Origin of the sequence: Nannocystis exedens, assembly GCF_002343915.1 — a bacterium.
GTDB lineage: Bacteria > Myxococcota_A > Polyangia > Nannocystales > Nannocystaceae > Nannocystis > Nannocystis exedens.
Genome location: NZ_NETK01000001.1, coordinates 9,255,204 through 9,274,067, shown reverse-complemented (window position 1 = coordinate 9,274,067; position 18,864 = coordinate 9,255,204). Strand labels below are relative to the sequence as shown.

At 72.9% G+C, this 18,864-nt stretch carries 16 protein-coding genes; 11 read left to right on the top strand and 5 right to left on the bottom strand.

The genetic code is table 11. From position 1 onward, the window contains the following. Positions 1-88: 88 nt before the first annotated feature. From NAEX_RS36270 to NAEX_RS36250, 5 genes are all read left to right on the top strand, one after another. Positions 89-745: a class I SAM-dependent methyltransferase gene (locus tag NAEX_RS36270; RefSeq protein WP_096332049.1), complete on the top strand. Its 657-nt coding sequence runs from the start codon at positions 89-91 to the stop codon at positions 743-745. 187 nt (positions 746-932) lie between these two features. Beyond that, the gene (locus tag NAEX_RS36265; RefSeq protein ID WP_170136295.1) at positions 933-1,745 is read left to right on the top strand and encodes a class I SAM-dependent methyltransferase; all 813 of its coding nucleotides are present in this window, start codon (positions 933-935) and stop codon (positions 1,743-1,745) included. 426 nt (positions 1,746-2,171) lie between these two features. Then, positions 2,172-2,939 carry a hypothetical protein gene (locus tag NAEX_RS36260; protein WP_096332047.1) on the top strand — a complete coding sequence of 256 codons (768 nt, stop codon included), beginning with the start codon at positions 2,172-2,174 and terminating at the stop codon, positions 2,937-2,939. Positions 2,940-3,009: 70 nt separating this feature from the next. Beyond that, entirely contained in the window at positions 3,010-3,414 is a 405-nt protein-coding gene (locus tag NAEX_RS36255) for a hypothetical protein (RefSeq protein ID WP_096332046.1), read from the top strand. Positions 3,415-3,421: 7 nt separating this feature from the next. Continuing rightward, positions 3,422-4,381, top strand: a complete 960-nt coding sequence (locus NAEX_RS36250; RefSeq protein ID WP_143140738.1) for a DUF2169 family type VI secretion system accessory protein — start codon at positions 3,422-3,424, stop codon at positions 4,379-4,381. Positions 4,382-4,548: 167 nt separating this feature from the next. Here the strand turns inward: NAEX_RS36250 and NAEX_RS36245 are convergent, their stop codons facing one another. Both NAEX_RS36245 and NAEX_RS36240 read right to left on the bottom strand, forming a co-directional pair. Beyond that, a complete protein-coding gene (locus NAEX_RS36245) occupies positions 4,549-4,803 on the bottom strand; it encodes a hypothetical protein (protein WP_143825696.1) in 255 nt (84 codons plus the stop codon). A gap of 21 nt (positions 4,804-4,824) precedes the next feature. Further along, complete coding sequence (locus NAEX_RS36240; RefSeq protein WP_143825695.1) at positions 4,825-5,181, bottom strand: hypothetical protein; 357 nt, start codon at positions 5,179-5,181, stop codon at positions 4,825-4,827. Positions 5,182-5,558: 377 nt separating this feature from the next. Here NAEX_RS36240 and NAEX_RS36235 point away from each other — a divergent pair, with 377 nt between their 5' ends. Then, entirely contained in the window at positions 5,559-6,722 is a 1,164-nt protein-coding gene (locus NAEX_RS36235) for a DUF2169 family type VI secretion system accessory protein (protein WP_096332042.1), read from the top strand. 151 nt (positions 6,723-6,873) lie between these two features. Here NAEX_RS36235 and NAEX_RS36230 read toward each other — a convergent pair whose 3' ends face one another. Together NAEX_RS36230 and NAEX_RS36225 are read right to left on the bottom strand one after the other, a co-directional pair. Further along, positions 6,874-8,382, bottom strand: a complete 1,509-nt coding sequence (locus tag NAEX_RS36230; RefSeq protein WP_096332041.1) for an ABC transporter permease — start codon at positions 8,380-8,382, stop codon at positions 6,874-6,876. Between the two features lie 4 nt (positions 8,383-8,386). Next, entirely contained in the window at positions 8,387-10,159 is a 1,773-nt protein-coding gene (locus tag NAEX_RS36225) for an ABC transporter permease (RefSeq protein WP_096332040.1), read from the bottom strand. Positions 10,160-10,582: 423 nt separating this feature from the next. Here NAEX_RS36225 and NAEX_RS36220 point away from each other — a divergent pair, with 423 nt between their 5' ends. Further along, positions 10,583-11,491: a hypothetical protein gene (locus NAEX_RS36220; protein WP_143140737.1), complete on the top strand. Its 909-nt coding sequence runs from the start codon at positions 10,583-10,585 to the stop codon at positions 11,489-11,491. After that, positions 11,491-12,342, top strand: coding sequence for a hypothetical protein (locus NAEX_RS36215; protein ID WP_096332038.1), 852 nt, complete (start codon positions 11,491-11,493; stop codon positions 12,340-12,342). The genes NAEX_RS36220 and NAEX_RS36215 overlap by 1 nt, the downstream gene beginning before the upstream one ends. A 165-nt stretch (positions 12,343-12,507) precedes the next feature. Here the strand turns inward: NAEX_RS36215 and NAEX_RS36210 are convergent, their stop codons facing one another. Continuing rightward, a complete protein-coding gene (locus NAEX_RS36210) occupies positions 12,508-12,738 on the bottom strand; it encodes a Sec-independent protein translocase subunit TatA/TatB (protein ID WP_096332037.1) in 231 nt (76 codons plus the stop codon). A gap of 158 nt (positions 12,739-12,896) precedes the next feature. Here NAEX_RS36210 and NAEX_RS36205 point away from each other — a divergent pair, with 158 nt between their 5' ends. From NAEX_RS36205 to NAEX_RS51290, 3 genes are all read left to right on the top strand, one after another. Then, positions 12,897-14,855 carry a LysM peptidoglycan-binding domain-containing protein gene (locus NAEX_RS36205; protein WP_100793105.1) on the top strand — a complete coding sequence of 653 codons (1,959 nt, stop codon included), beginning with the start codon at positions 12,897-12,899 and terminating at the stop codon, positions 14,853-14,855. Continuing rightward, positions 14,852-16,300: a molybdopterin molybdotransferase MoeA gene (locus NAEX_RS36200; RefSeq protein WP_096332035.1), complete on the top strand. Its 1,449-nt coding sequence runs from the start codon at positions 14,852-14,854 to the stop codon at positions 16,298-16,300. Before NAEX_RS36205 ends, NAEX_RS36200 begins: the two co-directional genes overlap by 4 nt. 479 nt (positions 16,301-16,779) lie before the next feature. Then, positions 16,780-17,640: a pseudouridine synthase gene (locus NAEX_RS51290; RefSeq protein ID WP_170136294.1), complete on the top strand. Its 861-nt coding sequence runs from the start codon at positions 16,780-16,782 to the stop codon at positions 17,638-17,640. Positions 17,641-18,864 lie beyond the last annotated feature (1,224 nt).

The window sequence follows — 18,864 nt, the reverse complement described above, 5'->3', positions numbered from 1 at the left end:
GGCCCGGATGCGTACGCGGCTGCGCAGGCGCGAGGCGGCCCTGTGCTCACCGTGACAAACGGCTGCGGCCGGTTACAATCGCCGCCCTGTGACGACCTCGATCGATCGGATGCGGGCCGCGTGGCGCTTCTTCCTCAACGGCTGGCGCGACTGGGATCAGACCGCCTCCTTCGTGCCGAGCTCGCGGTTCCTCGTCGACGCGCTGGTCCAGGGTGCCGAGCTCGGTCGGGCCCGCAGCGTCGTCGAGCTCGGCACCGGCACCGGCACCGTCACCGCCAAGCTGCTCGCGGCGATGCGGCCGGACGCGCGCCTGTTCGGGGTCGAGATCGACGGACCCTTGCTCGAGGCCACGGCGCGGCGCCTGCCCGACCCGCGGCTCGTCGCCATCCACGGCAGCGCGGCCGACCTCGGCACGCACCTCGCGGCGGCCGGTCACTCGGGCCCGGTCGACGCGATCGTCTCGTGCCTCGGCATGAGCCTGTTGCCGCCCGACCTGCGCGACGCGATCCTCGACAGCGTCGCGCGGGTGCTCGCGCCCGGCGGCGTGTTCGTGCAGTACGGCTACCTGCACGCGCACGTGATCGTCTACAGCACCACGCGGGGCTTCTCGCAGTTTCACCTCGGCCGCTGCCTCGGCCGCTACTTCGCCGAGCAGAGGCGGCAGATCGTCGTGCCCAACCTCCCGCCGGCCGAGGTGCTGGTGTGCCGCGGCCCGCTCCCGCGGGACATCTCCGCCGCCGCCTGAAGCACGCCCGGTCGCGCGGCCCGTCGTACTTCTGTCGCCGTTGTTTTAGTTCTGTCGCGGCCGGTGGGCGCGCTGCGGGGGTTGACTGCGCGAGCCGTTGCGCACCTGCACAGAGCTTCAGGATCCGCGGCTGCACAGCCTCCACGAACGTTGCACGGGGGTCGGCTTCGGTGTATCGCTGCGGCGCGTGCAGAGCCTCGATCATTACTTCCAGTCGACGTACGACCGCGTCGCCGAGTTTTACGACGACCTCTGGAGCCCCAACGTCAAGACGCCCAATGAGCGGCTCACGCGCGACCTGCACCTCCGCCGCGGCGAGCGCCTGGTCGACCTCGCGTGTGGCAGCGGCGCCGCCACCCTGCCGATGATGCGGCTCATCGCCCCCGGCGAGACCGTCGCCGTCGACCCCTCGGAGAACATGTTGCGCCTCGCCGTCGAGCGCGCCGCCGAGGAGGGCCTGCACCTCGTGCCCGTCAACTCGAAGGCCGAGGACTTCATCGCCGACGCGCCCGCGCACTCGTTCGACGTCGTGTCGATGCGGTTCGCCCTCGCCTACCTCGACTGGCCGCGCGTGTTGCCGGCGATGGGCCGTCTGGTCCGCCCCGGCGGTCGCGTCGGCATCCTGACCAGCCTCGCCACCAGCGCCCCGCAGGCGATGGCGACCTATCACAAGTTCGCCGAGCACCTCGAGCTCGACACCGTCGCCGAGCCGCCGACCCCCCGCGAGGTCGACCCGGTGCTCGACCTGCTCGGCCGCGGCGGCCTCGTCATCGACACCTGCTGGCAGCACAACTTCCGCCTGTGGTTCAAGTCCGGCGTCGACGCCACCCGCTGGCTGCTCGACACCGGCTACATCACCCACCCGGCCCTGTCGGCGCTCGAGGGCGAGATCAAGGACGCCATGATCGAGCTGTTCGGCTCGCACCTCGAGGACGGCTTCCGCGAGGACGAGGGCGTCCCGCTCGACTTCTTCTTCGCCGGCGTCATCGCCCGCCGCTGAGCCGGCCTCCGCGCGGGTCGGTCGCGCCTGCCCGATCGGTCAGCCTGTCCGCCAGGCCAGCCGAGCTCGCCGCGGCCGCTCGCGGCTTGGCAGCCCGGGCCCGCTGAGGCGCCCCGCTCGCGCCCGAGGTCGCAGCACCCGGCCGCCGACCGTACGGCCGCAGCGCGCGCCTCGCCGGGCCCCGGCCGCGCGGAGAGCGGCCCTGTGACCTGCCCTTCGGGCCAGGTCGACCGGCGCCCCGGTCCGCTGCCGAAGGCCGCTCGCCGCCCCCGGCGGTTCCCTCGCAGGACACCGCCGCCCCCGGAGCGGTCCCCGTGACCCTGTCCTTCGGGCCATGTCAGCCGAGTCGCGCCCCTGCCGCCCGGCCGGGCCGCTCGCTCTCGCGCCTGCTTCGCCTTCGCCGGCCGCTCGCGTACCATCGCGCGCATGGCTCTCTCCGCGCGCAGCCGGCAGATCCTCGGCGTCCTCGTCGCCGCCCTCGTCGGCGTCGTGCTGGTGCTCGCCGGCCTCGACCGCGCGGACTTCCGCTGCGACCGGGCCGCCGCCACGTGCAGCCACAGCGCCGGCCTGTGGGGCTTCGAGCGCACCCGCGACATCCCGCTCGACGCGATCGTCGACCACCGCTTCGACGGCCACGACAGCCGCGCCGGGCGGCGCGGCGTCACCGTGCTCATCGACGCCAGCGGCCGCGAGCTCCCGGTCGGCCTCGCCGACGAGGCGACCGCGCGGGCCCATTACGACGACCTTCACGCCTTCTTTCAGGGTCAGCGGTCCGCCGTCGCCGTCACCACCGGCCCGACCTGGTGGCTCGTCGTGTTCGGCCTCGTCGTCCTCGTCGCCAGCCCGTGGCTCGTGCGTCCGAGCGGTCCCGCGCGCGCCGCAGCGCCCGTCGACACCGCGACGCGGCGTGGCGCCAGCGCCCCCGTCATCGCCCTCGTCGTCGGCGTCCTCGTCCTCCTCGGCATGTCCGCCTCGATCCTCACCTCGCGCACGCAGGGCTCGCTCGCGCTGCGCTGCACCCAGCGCTGCGACGTCGGCGGCGGCAGCTGCATGCCCGGTTCGGAGATGGTGCTCACCCTCGCGCCCGGGGAGCACGAGGTGCGCGTGTTCAACCCGGACGAGCCCGCCAGCCCGATCGTCCACCGCGTCGCCGTCGTGCGCGGGCAGGTCACCCACTTCGAGTGCGCGCGCTGACGAGCGCCGCGCGGGCGCGGCCCTCGCTCCGCCGCCGCCCCCGCAGTCGATTCTGTGGAAGCATCACCGCATGCCCGAGGACCGCGAAGCGCCGGCCACTGCCCTTGAACTCGTCGGCCAGCACCGCGTCGAGCTGCGCCGCGACCCCGCGCTCGACACCCTCGAGCTCATCGGCCGCGACGGCAAGGTCGTGCTGGCGATCGAGGTCCGCGAGACCGGCCCGGTGCTGCGCTTCGAGGGCGCCGGCCTGACCCTCAAGGCCGCGGGCGAGCTGGTGCTCGACGCCAAGAAGCTGACCCTGCGCTCCGACGAGGCGCTGTCGCTGTCGACGGGCGGCGACCTCGAGCTCGTCGCCGCCGGCGATCTCCGCAGCACGGCGCGGGTCCAGACGATCACCGCCGAGCTCGGCGACGTCCGGGTCGAGGCCAACGACGACGTCCGGATCGACGGCGAGCGCGTGCTCGTCAACTGCTGAAGGCGCCGTGAAGCTCGACAACCGCACGCCGTACCACGCCCGCCTGTTCCGCGGCGGCATCGACGACAAGCGGCTGTTCGGCTCGGTCGCCGTGCGGATCACGTACGACATCGTCGGCGACCGCCTCCGCGTCGCCCGCGAGCAGGCGTGGCCCGTCTCACCTGCCCCTTGGGACAGCCCGCAGGGCCCGCTGCCGGGCGACGAGCTGTTCTACCGCGGCGGCGTCGACCTGCTGGTGTTCGGCGCGGCGCGCTCGGCCCGGCCCGTCCCGCGCCTCGACCTCGACCTGCGGGTCGGCAGCGCCTTCCGCGGCCGGCTCGCGGTGTTCGGCGATCGCGTGTGGAAGCGGAGCCTGCGCGGCCTGGTCCCGAGCGCGCCGGAGCCGTTCCGCGTCATGCCGCTGACGCTCGACCGCAGCTTCGGCGGCAGCTTCGAGTGGGACGGCCTCGCCGTCGCCTTCCCCGACAACCCCGGCGGCCGCGGCTACTACCCCGACGAGCGCGCCGCCGAGGGCCAGCCGCTGCCGAACATCGAAGACCCGGCGAACCTGTGCGCGCGCTGGGACGACCGCCCCGAGCCGGTCGGCACCTGCTGTCCGGGCCAGGGCTTCGGCCCGCGGATGCGCCGCAGCGTCGAGTTCGACCCCGACACCGGCATGCTCAAGGTCCTGCGGCCCACCTTCTACAACGCCGCCTTCCCGCAGCTGATCGTCCCCGCGGTCAAGCCCGGCGATCGCGTCTCGATCACCGGCGTCCGCGAGGACGGCCCGCTCGTGTTCCACCTGCCCGACAACCTCCTGCGCGTGCACCTCGCGTTCGGCGACGAGACCGCCGAGAAGACCCCCGCGATCGACCAGATCGGCGTCGAGCCCGACCTGCTGCGCGTGTTCGTGTCCTACCGCTACCCGTTCCGCTACGTCCTGAACCCGCTGGAGAAGCGCGTCTGCGAGCTCGTCGCCCTGCGCTGAAGGACATGCCCTGAGGGACATCCCGTGCCGTTCGCCGTCCTCAAAGACTTCCACCCGATGATCGGCTACGACCTCCACATCCCGTGGCCGATCGGCTCGCCGGCGCCGCTGCCCGCCCCCGTCCCGTACGTCTGCTTCCACCTGCTGTGCGGCTGGAAGGGCACCTATCAGCGGGCGATCAGCCACAGCACCAGCTGGGGCGCGCTGGTGCAGAAGGGCAGCGACATCGGCCCCGGCATCCCGCACATCGGCATGCTGTCGTACCTGCTGCCGCTCGACATCCTCTTCAGCGCCTCGAAGTCGTACTGGGGCACCACCGAGTACAAGGCCGAGGGCAAGCCGGCGGCGGTGTGCATCATCCCGTTCGCCTGCATCAACCTCAACCTCAACTGCGGCACCCCGTTCCCGATGCGCCCCGGCATCGTCATCGCCTTCAACACCCACTACGCGGGCATGACCTGGGGCGACTTCTTCCACGGCCTCCTCAGCTTCGGCATCGACTGGGCGCTGCAGTGGCTGTTCAACAAGCTCCTCGGCAAGTTCAGCGACAAGATCGCCAACCGCTTCCTCAACGCGGCGATGACCAAGGCCGCCGCCAAGGACCTCCTGCGCGGCACGGTCAAGCAAAAGGTGATCAACCAGCTCGCGCGCGAGATGGCCGCCGCCAACCGCGCCCGCGCCGACGCCTTTCTCAAGATCTTCCCGGCCTTCATGCGCCCCAGCCGGGAGGCCGCCAACCCGATCCTCAACAACGCCGTCGGCGCCGTGTCCGGCTTCCTGTTCGGCGGCCCGCTCGGCATGGACGCCAACGGCGCGTTCGGCTGGTGGACCCCCGGCGGCGCGACCACGAACGGCGCCCAGGACTACCTCAATAACCACGTCGTCGACGAGTTCGGCAAGCGGCCCGAGCCGCCCCCCAGCCGCCCCCGGCCCGCGCCGGCCGCCGACCATCGGCCCCGCGCCGCCGCCGGTCTGCCGGCCCTGACGCACCTGTCCCGAACGCCAGGTCGACATCCTCACGCCGACCGCCGCATCCGTCCCGCTCACCTGTCCCTCGCGCCAGGCCGCTCCGCCCGCTCTCACCTGTCCCTCGCGCCAGGCCGCTCCCGTCTCCCCGCGCTCTCGCCGTCCCTTCACCTGTCCCTCGCGCCAGTCTCCCGCCCGCCTCATCTGTCCCATGCGCCAGGTCGAAACCCGCCCGAGCCCCACCGTCCAGCAGGTCTCCGACGTCCTCCCCTCGGGCGAGCCGATGCTCGCCGTGCTGGCCAAGCGCACCTACGACGTCGGGGCCGACGGCCGCTGCGTCGTCGCCGACGAGCAGACCCCGCTGTTCGCCGCCCCGCTCGACGACCCCGACGTCCCCGCGCTCCTGGCCGCCGACACCGACCTCCACGCGTACAAGCCGCGCACCGACGTCGTCCTGTTCGGCCACGCCTACGGCCGCCAGCGCGCGCGCCGGCTCGACGTCCTCGTCCGCGTCGACGGCCACCGGCACCGGATCGCCGTCGTCGGCCCGCGCACCTGTTCGATCGGCCAGGGCAGGATTCGCTTCTCCGATCCGCTCCCGATCGACAAGGTCCCGCTCTCGCCCCTGTTCGCCTACGGCGGGCGCGACCGCGGCGCCGAGGCCCGCCACGGCAACCCTCTGCGCAGCCCCGAGTGGAGCAAGGCGCTCGGCGACCTCGATCCCGACGCCGCCTCGCCCTTCCTCTACCCGCGCAACCCCGTCGGCCGCGGCTACCTCCTCGAGCTCGACCCCGGGGCCGACGACGAGTTCGAGCTGCCGCAGCTCGAAGATCCGGGCGACCTCCTCACTCCCGAGCGCATCGTCGGCGACTGGCTCGACAATTGGCACCGCATGCCGCTGCCGCACGCCGGCGGGTGGGTCCAGTACGACTGGTACCCGCGCGTCGCCTTCAGCGGCCTCGTCCCGATCGTCGAGTTTTTCGACCAGCCCCCGCTCGAGGTCGAGCGCGGCCTCGTCCCCGAGCTCCTCGCCGACGGCACCGGCCGGACCGCCCTCGACTTCCGCTACGAGATCGCCTGCGGCGCCCCGCTCGGCCTGCAGGTCCCCCATCTCCGCGGCGGCGAGCCCGTCGAGCTGCACGGCGTCCACCCCACCCGCGCCCGCTGGGCCTTCGCCGTCCCCCCGCCCCCGCGCCTGCACACCGACGGCCGCGACGGCCGCTTCAACGCCACCGAACCTGTCCTTCACACCATGCTCTTGGAGCCAGACGGCGATCGCGTCACCCTCGTGTGGCGCGGCTGCGCCGCGGCCAAGCGGCCCTACCACCCGCAGGAGCTCGAGACGATGCCCCTGCGCGTGGAATGGCGCGACTGAGCGCATCGGCTCGCCGAGCACCATGTCCTGAAGGACAGATTGTGCCGGCGAGCCGGCCCCGCGACCGTCCGCACGGGCTCACCGGCCTCGCCGATGACCTGTTCGCAAGAACAGGTCCTGCCGACGCGAGGACGCACGCCCCGCGCCCGTGTCACGCGCGCCCGAGGCCCGCGAGCAGCGGCAGCCGCGAGGCGACCAGCGCGACCGGGCCGCTGGCCAGCGCGCAGATGATCAGCGCCGCCGCGGCGGGCCCGGCCAGATCGATCCACGACAGCGCGAACGGCAGGTGGTCGACCGGATAGACCTCCGGGTCGAGCGGATAGCGGAACACCGCCACCATCGCGCCGAACGCCAGCCCGAGGCCCACCCCGATCAGCGTCCCGAGCAGCCCGGCGAACACCCCGACCGCCTCGAAGACGGCGAAGATCGCCCGCGAGTCGGCGCCGAGGCTCATCAGCGCCGCGATCTCCTCGCGCTTGCGGCGGACCAGCAGGAGCAGGCTCGCCAGCAGGGCCGTCGCGGCCACCACCTCGAGCAGGCCGAGGACCAGCGACACGGCCGCGCGGATCTGCCTCAGCCCCGCGAGCACGTCCTCGCCCTGCTGCTCCCACGTCGTCGCGCGGAAGCCGTCGCCCATCGCCGCCACCACCTCGCGGGCGAACGCCGACGCCGAGTCCGGGTCGCGCAGCGCGAACTCCACCCCGCTGACCCGGCGCTCGGCGAAGAACAGCGCCTGCGCGGCCGACAGGTGGACCAGGGCCAGCGACGCGTCGTATTCGCCGACCCCGGTGTCGAGCAGGTCGACCACCTCGTACTCGCCGTGGCGAGGCGGCCGCATCATCGCCGCCGCCGTCCCGTCGAGCTCGGCGGGCACCACCAGGCGGACCGAGTCACCCACGTCCACGCCGAGGCGCTCGGCCAGGCGCGAGCCGAGCGCGATCGCCGGGCCGTGGCGGACGTCGCCGGGGCGGACCTTCGTCAGGTCGCCCGCGCGGAGCATCCCCGCCGTGCCCGGCAGGCCCGCGGCGAGCGCTGGGTCCACGCCCTTGATCAGCGCGATCACCGGCGCGTTGCGGTCGATCGGGCGGACGTGCGTCTCCGAGGACATGTCCTCTCGAACATGTCCCTCCGGACCTGCTCCATCGGGCCTGTCCGCCCCGCCATCCTTCTTCAGCGGGACCACCGCCGCCGTCGAGAACGCGAACGGCGAGGCCGCCAGCACGCGCGGGTCGGGGCCCCAGCGGGCCACCACCTGCGGGTACTCGTCGAAGTCGAGGCCGTACTCGGTGAGCGTCACGTGGCCGCCGACCTTGCTGAGGCGGCCGACCAGCTCGCGTTCGAAGCCCGACGTCACCCCGAGCACCGTGATCAGCGCCGCGCAGCCGAGGCCGGTGCCGAACACCGCCACCGCCACCGCGGGCATCAGGTGGCGCGCGCAGAGCAGGCCCACCGCCACCAGCGACGCCATCCCGGCGACCAGCGGCGGCGCGACGGCCCGCACCCCGAGCAGCGCCGCCGCCGCGCCGGCGATCGCCAGCGCCACCGCCACCAGCAGCACCGCGCGGCTGGTCTCGCCCGCCCCGCGCCGGCCCTCGCGGAGGAGCATGCGACGAGCCACCAGCGCGATCAGGGCCCAGCGGCGGGAGCTGCGAGCGGCCACGGCGTCACTCGTAGCGCAGGCCCTCGACGGGGCGGAGTTTGGCCGCGCGGAGCGACGGCGGCAGCGTGGCGACGAAGCAGATCGCCAGCGTCATCGCGAGGATCCAGCCGATCTGGGCCAGGCTGATCTCGACCGGCAGCTCCTCGATGAAGTAGACCTCGGGGTCGAGCGTGTAGCCGTAGAGCGACACCAGCCAGCACAGCACCAGGCCGAACAGCACCCCGGCGGCCGCCCCGGACAGGCCGATCGCCATCCCGGTGACCTGGAAGATCCGCGCCACCTGCGGCCCGGTCGCGCCCATCGACATCAGGATGGCCACGTCGTTGGTGCGACGGACCACCATCGTCCACAGCGCCGACAGCACGTTGAACGTGGCCACCGTGATCACCAGGCTGAGGATCACCGTGATGATGTTCTTCTGCAGGCGGATGCTCTTGAACAGGTTCTCGTTCAGGTTCTGCCACTCGAGCACCTGGTACTCGCGGCCGGGCAGCGCCGCGCGGATCGTCGCGCCGACCTGGGGCGCGAGATCCGGGTGTTGCAGGCGGAGGTCGACGCCGGAGACCTGGTCGCGGCCGCGGTACTTGAAGCGCTGCAGCTCCTTGATGTGTACGTACACCAGCCGGCTGTCGTACTCCTGAAAGCCGGCCTGGAAGATCCCGGCCACGCGGTAGTACTGGAATTCGGGCTCGCTCGAGGCGTCGAACGACGAGCCCGGGTCGACCACCATCACCAGCGAGTCTTCGCGCAGGCCGAGCTCGCGGGCCAGCGTCGCGCCGACGAAGATCGTCGGCAGGGCGCTGGCGTCGAAGCGGGCCGCGGGTTCGCCGGCGGCCGGCTCTTCGGGCCACACGTCGTCGTCGAGGAGATCGCCGCGGATCTCTCCGGGGATGCGCTTGCGGGCGGCGGGGACCTGGGCGTAGTGGGCCATCGCCCGCTCGTACCAGCCGGCGCCGCGGGGGTCGGGCGTGGCTGCGATCGCCGGCGGCAGCTCCTCCGGCTCGCGGTCGGGCACCGGCATCAATTCGAAGTCGGAGCGCAGCTCCGGGAGCGGGATCGCCCGCCCGCTGCCACGTTGCAGGTGGGCCGGCAGGTCGATCACCTCCGCCGCCGTGTCCGGCTCGATCCCCTTCACCAGCACGCTGGCGAGGCGGAGGTCGTCGGTGCGGCCGCCCTCCGGATCGTAGGGCGCCAGCATCATCGCGTAGTAGACGAACGGGCTGGCGCCGGTGACGCCGGGCCGCGTGCGCAGGTAGGCCTCGAAGCGGCGGTACTCGGCCATGCCGGAGCTGCGCGTCACGTTGATGTGGGCGTACACCCCGAGCACGCGGCGTTCGAACTCGTGCTGGAAGCCGGTGGCGACCGACTGGACGACGATCAGCGCCGCGACCCCCAGGACCACCCCGATGATGCTGGTGGTGCCGAAGATCGACGAGTACTGGACCAGCAGCAGCAGCAGGCCGAGGAAGCTGGCCGCGGCGGTGGCGATCACCAGCGCGAGGCTGTGGTAGCCGAGGTTGAGCAGCAGCAGCGCCACGGCGGCGATCGCCCAGCACACCGCGCACAGCATGCGAGCGCCGCGCGGCACCCTTTCGGCGCGGATGATCCGCAGGCCGAGCGATCGCTCGTAGCCGAGGGCGCCGGACAGCAGCCAGAACAGCACCAGCAGGGCCAGGGCGGCCGCGCCGACGTAGCCGGCGACGGGGGCCCACGCGGGCAGATCGCCGGCGAAGCCGAGCGGGCCGGCGAGCGCGAGCGGCGAGGCCCACGACAGCACGAACAGGCTCAGCAGTCCGGGGCGTCTGGGGGACGCGGGAGCTCGCGCCCGCGCCCCGAACCGATCTCCCGGCCGATTCGGGCTTGTGCGGGCGAACGGAGGGCCTTGTACGTGCGGCGGCTGCAGGCCGGGCACGCTAGCAGCCGGCCTTTGCGCGGTCAACGAGCGCGGGGCGGCGGACCGCCTGCAGCCCCGTCAATTCCGCGGCCCTGCGCCTGGGCTCGGCGCCGGTGCGACGCCCGCTGCGGGGCGCGCCCGGTCTCCTTAGTTGCGTCAGCACGGGCCGCGGCAGCACCCCACGCGCGTCTCACGGCAACCTACGATCGGGCGTATTCCTCGGCCCAGCACGGCCTGGCGCGAACCTTGACACACCTCGCTGGCGCAAGTTACGCTGCGCCGACCGCTGAATCTCGGAGCTCCCGCATGCCCAGACGGTTCCTTTCTTCGTTTGCCCTAGCGGCTTTCGGCCTGAGTTTGCTTCTCGGCTCTTCGGAGGCTTGGGCGGGACCTTACGACCTGCGGCTCAGCCAGTTGGGCACGATGGATCCGAGCGGCATGGTGTCGGCCAACGACGGGGACTTTCGTAGCCTCGCGTCCGAGCTCGGCGTGCTCATGGCGCCGAAGCCGGTCGACCCCGCGGATTCGCTGGGCCTGTCGGGCTTCGCCGTGTCGGCCGACGTCAGCCTGAACACGATCAGCAACGGTCAGAACTTCTGGAAGAACGCGACGCGCGGCGATCCGGGCAAGGTCGCGCCGACCCTGCAGATCATGGGTCGCAAGGGTCTGTGGCCGGGCATCGAGGTCGGCGCCGGTGCGACGCACCTGTTCGGCAGCCGCATGTGGACGATCAGCGGCTACGGCAAGGTGGCGCTCCACGAGGGCTTCCACCACCTGCCGATCCCGTCGATCGCGCTGCGCGGCATGTTCTCGCGCCTGGTCGGCGCGGAGGACATGAACATGACCACGGGCGCGTTCGACATCTCGATCTCGCACGTGTTCGGGGTCGGCAAGACCGTCAACCTGACGCCGTACGTCGGTTATCAGGGTTTGATGATCTTCGCGCGCTCCGGCGTGCTCGACGCCACGCCGACGACCGACGAGTACCTCGACAAGTCACCGGTACTCAGCGAGTTCGTCTTCAAGGATGCGGGTATGATCTACCGGCACCGCCCGTTCCTCGGCTTCCGATTCATCTTCAGCGTCTTGCGCGTCGGCGTCGAGGCGATGATCGTCCCTGGCGGCAAGCGCGAGGGCGAGATCGAAGGCAACAAGGTCGCCGACAAATCCGGGCTGCAACAGCAGTACACTCTCTCCCTGGGTCTGGACTTCTAATGTTCGTCCTCTGTCCGTCCTGCGCCGGTCCCTTCCGCATCCCTGCCGACCAGATCGCCCCGCTGGTCCAGATCGCGTGCCCGCACTGCGAGTTCCGCATGATCTTGGACTTCGAGGCGGCCAACGAGCCGTCGCTCGCCGAACCCGGGCAGCTGTTCGCTCAGGGCTTCGAGAGCGCCGAGGCGTACTTCAGCGTCTACAGCCACGTCGGTCCGACGTCCGACCTCACCCCGCGCAAGGTCGAGGCGCCGCCGCCGGCGCGTCCGGTCGAGGCCGAGGCGCCCCCCGCCAAGGCGCCGCCGACCTCGCCCGCGGCCACGCCGCCGGTGTCGGTGCAAACGCCGCCGACCCCGCCGGTGTCGACGCCGCCGCCTCAGCCTGTCGCCGCCGAGCCGCCCGCGCGGGCCGGCAACAAGACGATCATCCAGGCGCCGAAGCGGCCTGCGAGCATGGATCCGCGAGCTGCCGAGGTGGCTGCGGCGCCGACCTCCGGTTCGTCGATGCGGGCCGGCAACAAGGCCATCGAGGTCGAGCCGGTCGCCGAGGCCAAGGTCAGCGCCGTGCAGCCCGAGCCGCGGATTCCGCCGCACACGCCGCCGGCCCAGACCGCGACCAGCAACCCGCCGGCGCCGTCCGAGCCTGCCGTCGCCGCCAAGGTCGAGCAGGCCGCGACGTCCAACGCGAACCTGCCGACGCCCAAGCAGGAGGCGACCAGCAAGCCGGCCGAGCCGGAGGCGAAGCCGATCGCCACCACGCCGCCGCCGACCGGCAGCTCGAACGTCGTCTACATCGCGCTCGTGGTGGTCGTCATCATCGCGATCGTCGTGGTCGTCATCCTCAACTCGAAGTGAGGCCCGGTCGGCGCCCTCGCGGCGTCGACGGCGAAGCCCGCTCGCTCCGGACGGACGAGCGGGCTTCGGCAATTTTCGCCTCGACGGCCAAGCCCGCTCACTCCGGCCGGAACGAGCGGGCTGCGTAAATTTTTGCGGCGAGGAGGCGGGGCGACGGGAGAGCGGTCAGCCCGGGCGGCTGTGCTTCGGCTCGTCCTTCGGCGTGACGTCGATCTCGCCGCGGCGCTCGGCCTCTTGTTGCTTGTCGTGTTCGATCGCCTTCATCTCCTTGCGGAACCCTCGCAGCATCTGACCGATGCTCGATCCCAGCGCGGGCAACTTGGACGGGCCGAGCACGAGCAAGATGACCGCGACGATGATGACGATCTCGAGGGGACTGAGGACACCCAGGAGCATGGCCGAAAGGTAGTCCTTCGAGCCTCGCTTTGCTAGCGTGGGCGGCGATGCGAATGCGACCAGGTCCGGATCTGCGCGGGCGCCGCAAAACCGCCTATACGCCCTCCTGGAGCGGGTTTGGCGGGCTCGTGACCGCCCTCTGGCTGGCCGTTGCGGGTGTGGCTCACGGCGCACCGGCGGAGGAGCGCGAACGGATCGGGCCCCTCGAGGTCGCCGGCGGCGGTCGCGACCAGGTGCGTGGTGGACGGCCCGACGGCGCCACGATCCACGAGACGCACGGGGCGCGGGCGGTCGACCCCGACGCGGCCGCGCGCGAGGACCTCGCCAGCTTCGAGCGCGGCGTGCTGGCCGGCACACCGCGGGGGACGATCGAGAAGACCGCGCCCGAGAAGTGGATCGCCGCGCTCGCCCTGCCCGAGCTGCCGATCCGCTACGGCGCCAAATTGGTCGAATACTTGCGTTTCTTCAAAGACGACGCCAAGGGCCAGGCGCTGATGCGCGGCTGGCTGCGGCGCATGAACCGCTACGAGCACATCTTGCGCCCGATCCTCAAGGAGGTCGGCGTGCCCGAGGACCTGGTGTTCGTGGCCATGGCGGAGAGCGGGTTTCAGCCGCACCGCCGCTCGCGCGTGGGGGCCGCCGGGCTGTGGCAGTTCATGGAGCCGACCGGCAAGGTCTACGGCCTCGAGCAGAACTACTGGGTCGACGAGCGGCACGACATCGAGCGCTCGACCTACGCCGCGGCCGCCTACCTCAAGGATCTGCGGGTCCGCTTCGGCTCGTGGGAGATGGCGCTGGCGGCCTTCAACGGCGGCTACGGCCTGGCGATGACCGCGATCGCCCGGGCCAACAGCAACAACTTCTGGGCCCTGTGCGAGATCGAGAGCGGCCTGCCGCACGCGACCACGCTCTACGTGCCGAAGATCCTCGCGGCCGCGCTGGTCGGCCGCAACCGGGCCGCGTTCAAGCTCGGACCTGACCTTTCGGACAGCTTGCCGCCGATCCACTTCGTCAAGGTCGACGTCCCGCCGGGCACCGCCCTCAGCGCGGTGGCCAAGGCGATCGACGAGGACCCGGCGCTGATCGAGGAGCTCAACGCCCAGCTGATCCGCAAGCGGACCCCGCCGGGGCGCAGCTATCCGGTGCGGATCCCCAAGGCCAAGCTTGCCGCGTGGGAGCGCGGCGGCGTGCGCGACGGCGCCGGCGGCGACCACATCCAGCACGTGGTCGCCTACGGCGAGACCGTCGCCGCGATCGCCCAGCGCTACGGCGCGACCGAGGCCCAGCTGCGCAAGCTCAACGGCCTCGAGGACAACGGCGAGCTCGAGCGCGGGGTCGTCCTGCTGGTCCCGCGCGGCACGGCCGCCGCCGCACCTGCCTCCACGGACAGGTTGCTGGTCCCGGCGCCGAAGGTCGCCGTGGGCGCCGACCAGCGGCTGGTGTTCTTCGTCGTCACCCGCTCGACCACCCCGCGCGGGCTGGCCGACGCCTTCTCTGTCCCCTGGGACAGCATCGTCGCCTGGAACGACCTCGACCCGCAGGCGCGGCTGCAGCCGGGCCAGGTGCTGCAGATCGTCGTCCCGCGGTCGTTCGACGCCAAGGCGGCCAAGATCGTCGTGCTCGAGCAGAGCGCCGTCGACCTCGTGGTCCGCGGCTCGCGCGAGCACCTCGAGGCCGGCCTCAAGCAGCGCGGCCTGGTGCGGCGCGGCTACAAGGCGAAGAAGGGCGACACCCTGGAGAAGATCGGCAAGCGCTTCGACCTCACCGACGGCGACCTCGCGCGGATCAACGGCATCGACCGCGGCCACACGCCGAGCGCCGGCGAGCTGCTGGTCGTCTACGTCAAGGCGGGCGAGACCCGCGGCACCGTCGACGCGCCGCCGCCGCGCGGCAACGTCGGCCCCGCGCCCGACGACCTGCGCGCCGACGTCGCCGCCGAGGACGTCGACGCCACTCGCTACGCCGCCACCGCCGACGACCCGAGCGCCGCCTCCGCCGTCGACAACCCCGTGCCCTCGACCGAGGAGACCAACTCCCTGCCGGGCAAGCGCGGCTGGTCGCGGCGCGGCAAGCACAAGACCACGCCGCCGAAGAAGAGCAAGAAGAAGACCGGATGACGGCCGACGACCTCGAGCTCGCCGACGCCCTCGCGCGCGTCCTGTCCGCCTGCGCCCCCCTCCCGGGCGAGCGACGGGCCCTGCGGGCCGCCCGCGGCTGCGTCCTCGCCGAGGCGCTGCACGCCCGCTGGGCCATGCCCGGCGCCGACGTCAGCACCATGGACGGCTGGGCCGTGCGCGCCGCCGACCTGTCCCCGCGGACAGGCGAAGACCTGTCCGCAGGGACAGCCACGGCCCGCGGCGCGGCTGCCACCGACCTGTCCGCAGAGACAGCCACGCCCCCCGGCGCGAGCGTGCCCCCCGCCGACCTGTCCGCAGAGACAGCCACGCCCCCCGGCGCGAGCGTGCCTTCCATCGATCTGTCCCCCGGGGCAGCCACGATCCCCGGCGCGGGCGGGCCTCGCAAAGACAGGTCCTCCGGAACATTTGTGGTCGAGCTCGCCGTCGTCGGCGAGAGCGCCGCGGGCCATCCCTCCGCCGCCGAGGTCGGACCCGGCCAGGCCATGCGGATCTCCACCGGCGCCGTCCTGCCGCCCGGGGCCGACGCCGTGGTCGCCCAGGAGGACGTCCGCCGCGAGGGCGAGCGCCTGCGGGTCGACCTCGCCCGCGCCGGCCAGATCCGGCCGGGCCACTTCGTCCGCCGGGCCGGCAGCGACCTCGCCGCCGGCGTCGAGATCCTGGCCCCCGGGACAGCCCTGCGCCCCGGCGACCTGGCCCTCGCGGCCGGGGCTGGCCACGCCGACGTCCTGGTCCACCGGCCCCCGCGGGTCGCCGTCCTCTGCACCGGCGACGAGTTGGTCGACATCGGCTGTCCTCCGGGACATGGTCAGGTGGTCAGCAGCAACGGCCTCATGCTGGCCCTCCAGGCCGAGGCCGCCGGCGCCGACGTGCGCGACCTCGGGCGGGTCGGCGACGAGCCGGAGGCGCTGCGCCGGGCCCTCGCCGACGCGGCCGCCGGCGCCGACGTCGTCCTCGTCAGCGGCGGGATCTCGGTCGGCGACCACGACCTCGTGTGGCCGGCCCTGCTCGCGCTCGGGGCAGAGCCGATCTTCCGCCGCGTCCGCCTGCGGCCGGGCCGGCCGCTGGCGTTCGCCCGCCTCGGCGACGCGTGGGTGTTCGCCCTGCCCGGCAACCCGGCCAGCACCTACGTCGGCTTCGAGCTGTTCGCCCGCCCCGCCCTGCGCCGCCTGCGCGGCCACCAGCAGGTCGAGCGGCCGCGCCGGCGGGTCGTCCTCGCCGGCCCCGCCGAGGGCGCCGGGCGGCGCACCCACTGCGTCCGAGCCCGCCTGGTCGACGGCCGCGCCGAGCCGCTGCCCAGCCAGGTCTCCGGCGCCCTCACCTCTCTGCGCGGCTGCGACCTCCTCGTCCTCGTTCCGCCCGGCTCCGGTCTGCCCGCCGGCGCCGAGGCCGACGCGCTGGTCCTCGCCGACCCCGGGGTCGCGTGACGCGCAAAAGGAAAGGTCCCCAAAGCCATGTCCCCTCGGACAGGGCCGATACGACATGTCCCCCGGGGCACGTCGAGGCCGGGTCCGCCGGAGGCGCGACGAGGACCTCGCGCCGGCCCGGCGACGCGCGCTCCGACGCACCCTCCTCGAATGACGCACCGCCCGCCCGCGACGCCCGCCGCCGCGACGACGCGCGCTCCGACGCACCCTGCTCGAATGACGCACCGCCCGCCCGCGACGCCCGCCGCCGCGACGACGCGCGCTCCGACGCACCCTGCTCGAATGACGCACCGCCCGCCCGCGACGCCCGCCGCCGCGACGACGCGCGCCCCGACGCACGCTCCCTGAATGACGCCCCCCCCGCCCGCGACGCCCGCCGCCGCGACGACGCGCTCCCCGACCTCGGCGCCGCTCGGGACCGCTCCAGCACGCGGCTCGCCTGCGTCGCCGGGCCCGAGGACGACGGCGCACGGGCCGACGTGGTCCTCGGGCGACGCCTCGCCGGCCTGTCGCGCCGGGTCGCGCGGGAGCTCGCCCTCGCCGGGCGGCTCACCGTCGACGGTCGGCGGGCCCCGCCGTCGCACCGCGTCCGCGCCGGCGAGCGCCTCGAGCTGGCCGCCCCGGCCGCCCCGGCGATCGCCGTGGAAGGCCCCGAGCTGCTCGCCGCCACCGACGCGTTCGTCTACGTCGTCAAGCCGGCCGGCCTGCACACCCACCGCCTCCGGCCCGACGACCCGCCGGCTCTGGCCGACCGGGTCGCCGTCGACTTCCCCGAGTGCGTGGCCGCCGGCCTCGACGCGCGCGAGGGCGGCGCCGTCCATCGCCTCGACCGCGGCACCTCGGGCGTCGTCGCCTTCGCCCGCACCCGCGCCGCCTTCGTCGCCGCCCGCGAGGCCTTCGCCGCCGCCCGCGTCGGCAAGTGCTACATGGCCGTCACGACATGCCCCTTCGACCATGTCTGGCCACCCCCGCCCGACCTCTGGCTCGCGCCCGTCAGCGCCACCACCGTCGAGGTCCGCGCCCCGCTCGGCCCCGGCTTCGGCCGCGATCGCATGGCCGTGCGCCGCACCGGCCAGCCCGCGCACACGCGCGTCGAGCCGCACAGCCCGCCGGGGCCGCGTCGGCTGTGGTCGCTCGAGCTGCTGACCGGCCGGCGCCACCAGGCCCGCGTCCACCTCGCGTGGCTCGGCCTGCCCATCCTCGGCGACGAGCTCTACGGCGGCGAGCCCGCCGATCGCCTCTACCTGCACGCGCTGCGCCTCGACCTCTCGGCCGCGATCGCCGGCGAGCTGCCGATCACCGCCCCGCTCCCGCCCGCGTTCGCCGCAGCCCTCGGCTGATCGCGCGACCACATCGCCGCGATCGCCGTCGAGCGACCGCTCGCGCCGCTCCCGGCAGAGTTCGCCGCGATCTCGGCCGGTCATGCCGATGCAGGCCGCGGTCGACGCTCGCGGAGGAGCGCGAGCTGATGACTCGCTCGTTGCAGCGTCGGATCGCAAGCCCACAGCTCCATGCGCGCGAGCAGCCGCCGACTCGCTCGCCTCGCGTGATTCTCGAGCATGCGCGAGTCGCCGCGGCCGCTCACGCTTCACCGGCGCGCTTTCGACCATGCACCCCGGCGAGTCGCCGTCGCGACCCGCTTGCTGCAGCCGCAGGCGAACACGCAAGAGAATCACGACGCGCGAGCGCTCCTCTACGCGCCAGCTTCAGCGGTCCGCTCCTCCGCTCTTGCGCTCGCCGAGCTTTGGGGAGCTCCGCGCGCCGACCCCAGCTCTACGCCCTTGCCCGCTCTCTACTTCTTTGCTGCACCGAGTCGCCGTCAGCACCCATCTACCTCTTGCGCTCACTCGACGCCCTTGCTGCACCGAGCTCGCTCCTACGCTCTTGCGCCCACCGAGCGACCTCTTGGGTTCTCTCTACTTCCTTGCTGCATCGCGTCGTCACCACCGCCTATCTCGCGGGCCTCGTGGATGCAGCCCAACCTACCTTCTTGCCCTCGCTCTTCGCCCTTGCTGCACCGCTCACCCCGGCGCCGCCATCGCTCTACGCCCTTGGGTTCTCTCTACTTCCTTGCTGCATCGCGTCGCCACCACCACAAATCTCGCAGATGCAGCTCAACCTACCGTCTTGCGCTCGCTCTTCTCCCTTGCTGCACCGAGCCACCACCCGCTCGCTCCTCTGCCCTTGCGCCCACTGCCCCGCGCACCGCCATCGCTCTACACCCTTGGGTTCTCTCTACTTCCTTGCTGCATCGCATCGCCACCACCACAAATCTCGCAGATGCAGCTCAACCTACCGTCTTGCGCTCGCCCTTCTCCCTTGCTGCACCGAGCCACCACCCGCTCGCTCCTCTGCCCTTGCGCCCACTGCCCCGCGCACCGCCATCGCTCTACGCCCTTGGGTTCTCTCTACTTCCTTGCTGCATCGCGTCGCCACCACCGCAAGCCTCGCAGAGGCAGCCCCACCTACCGCCTTGCGCTCACTCCTATCCCTTCATGCATCGAGCTCGCTGAGCTCTTGCTCTACGCCTCTCCTGCATCGAGTCCCCACCACCTTTATCGCGG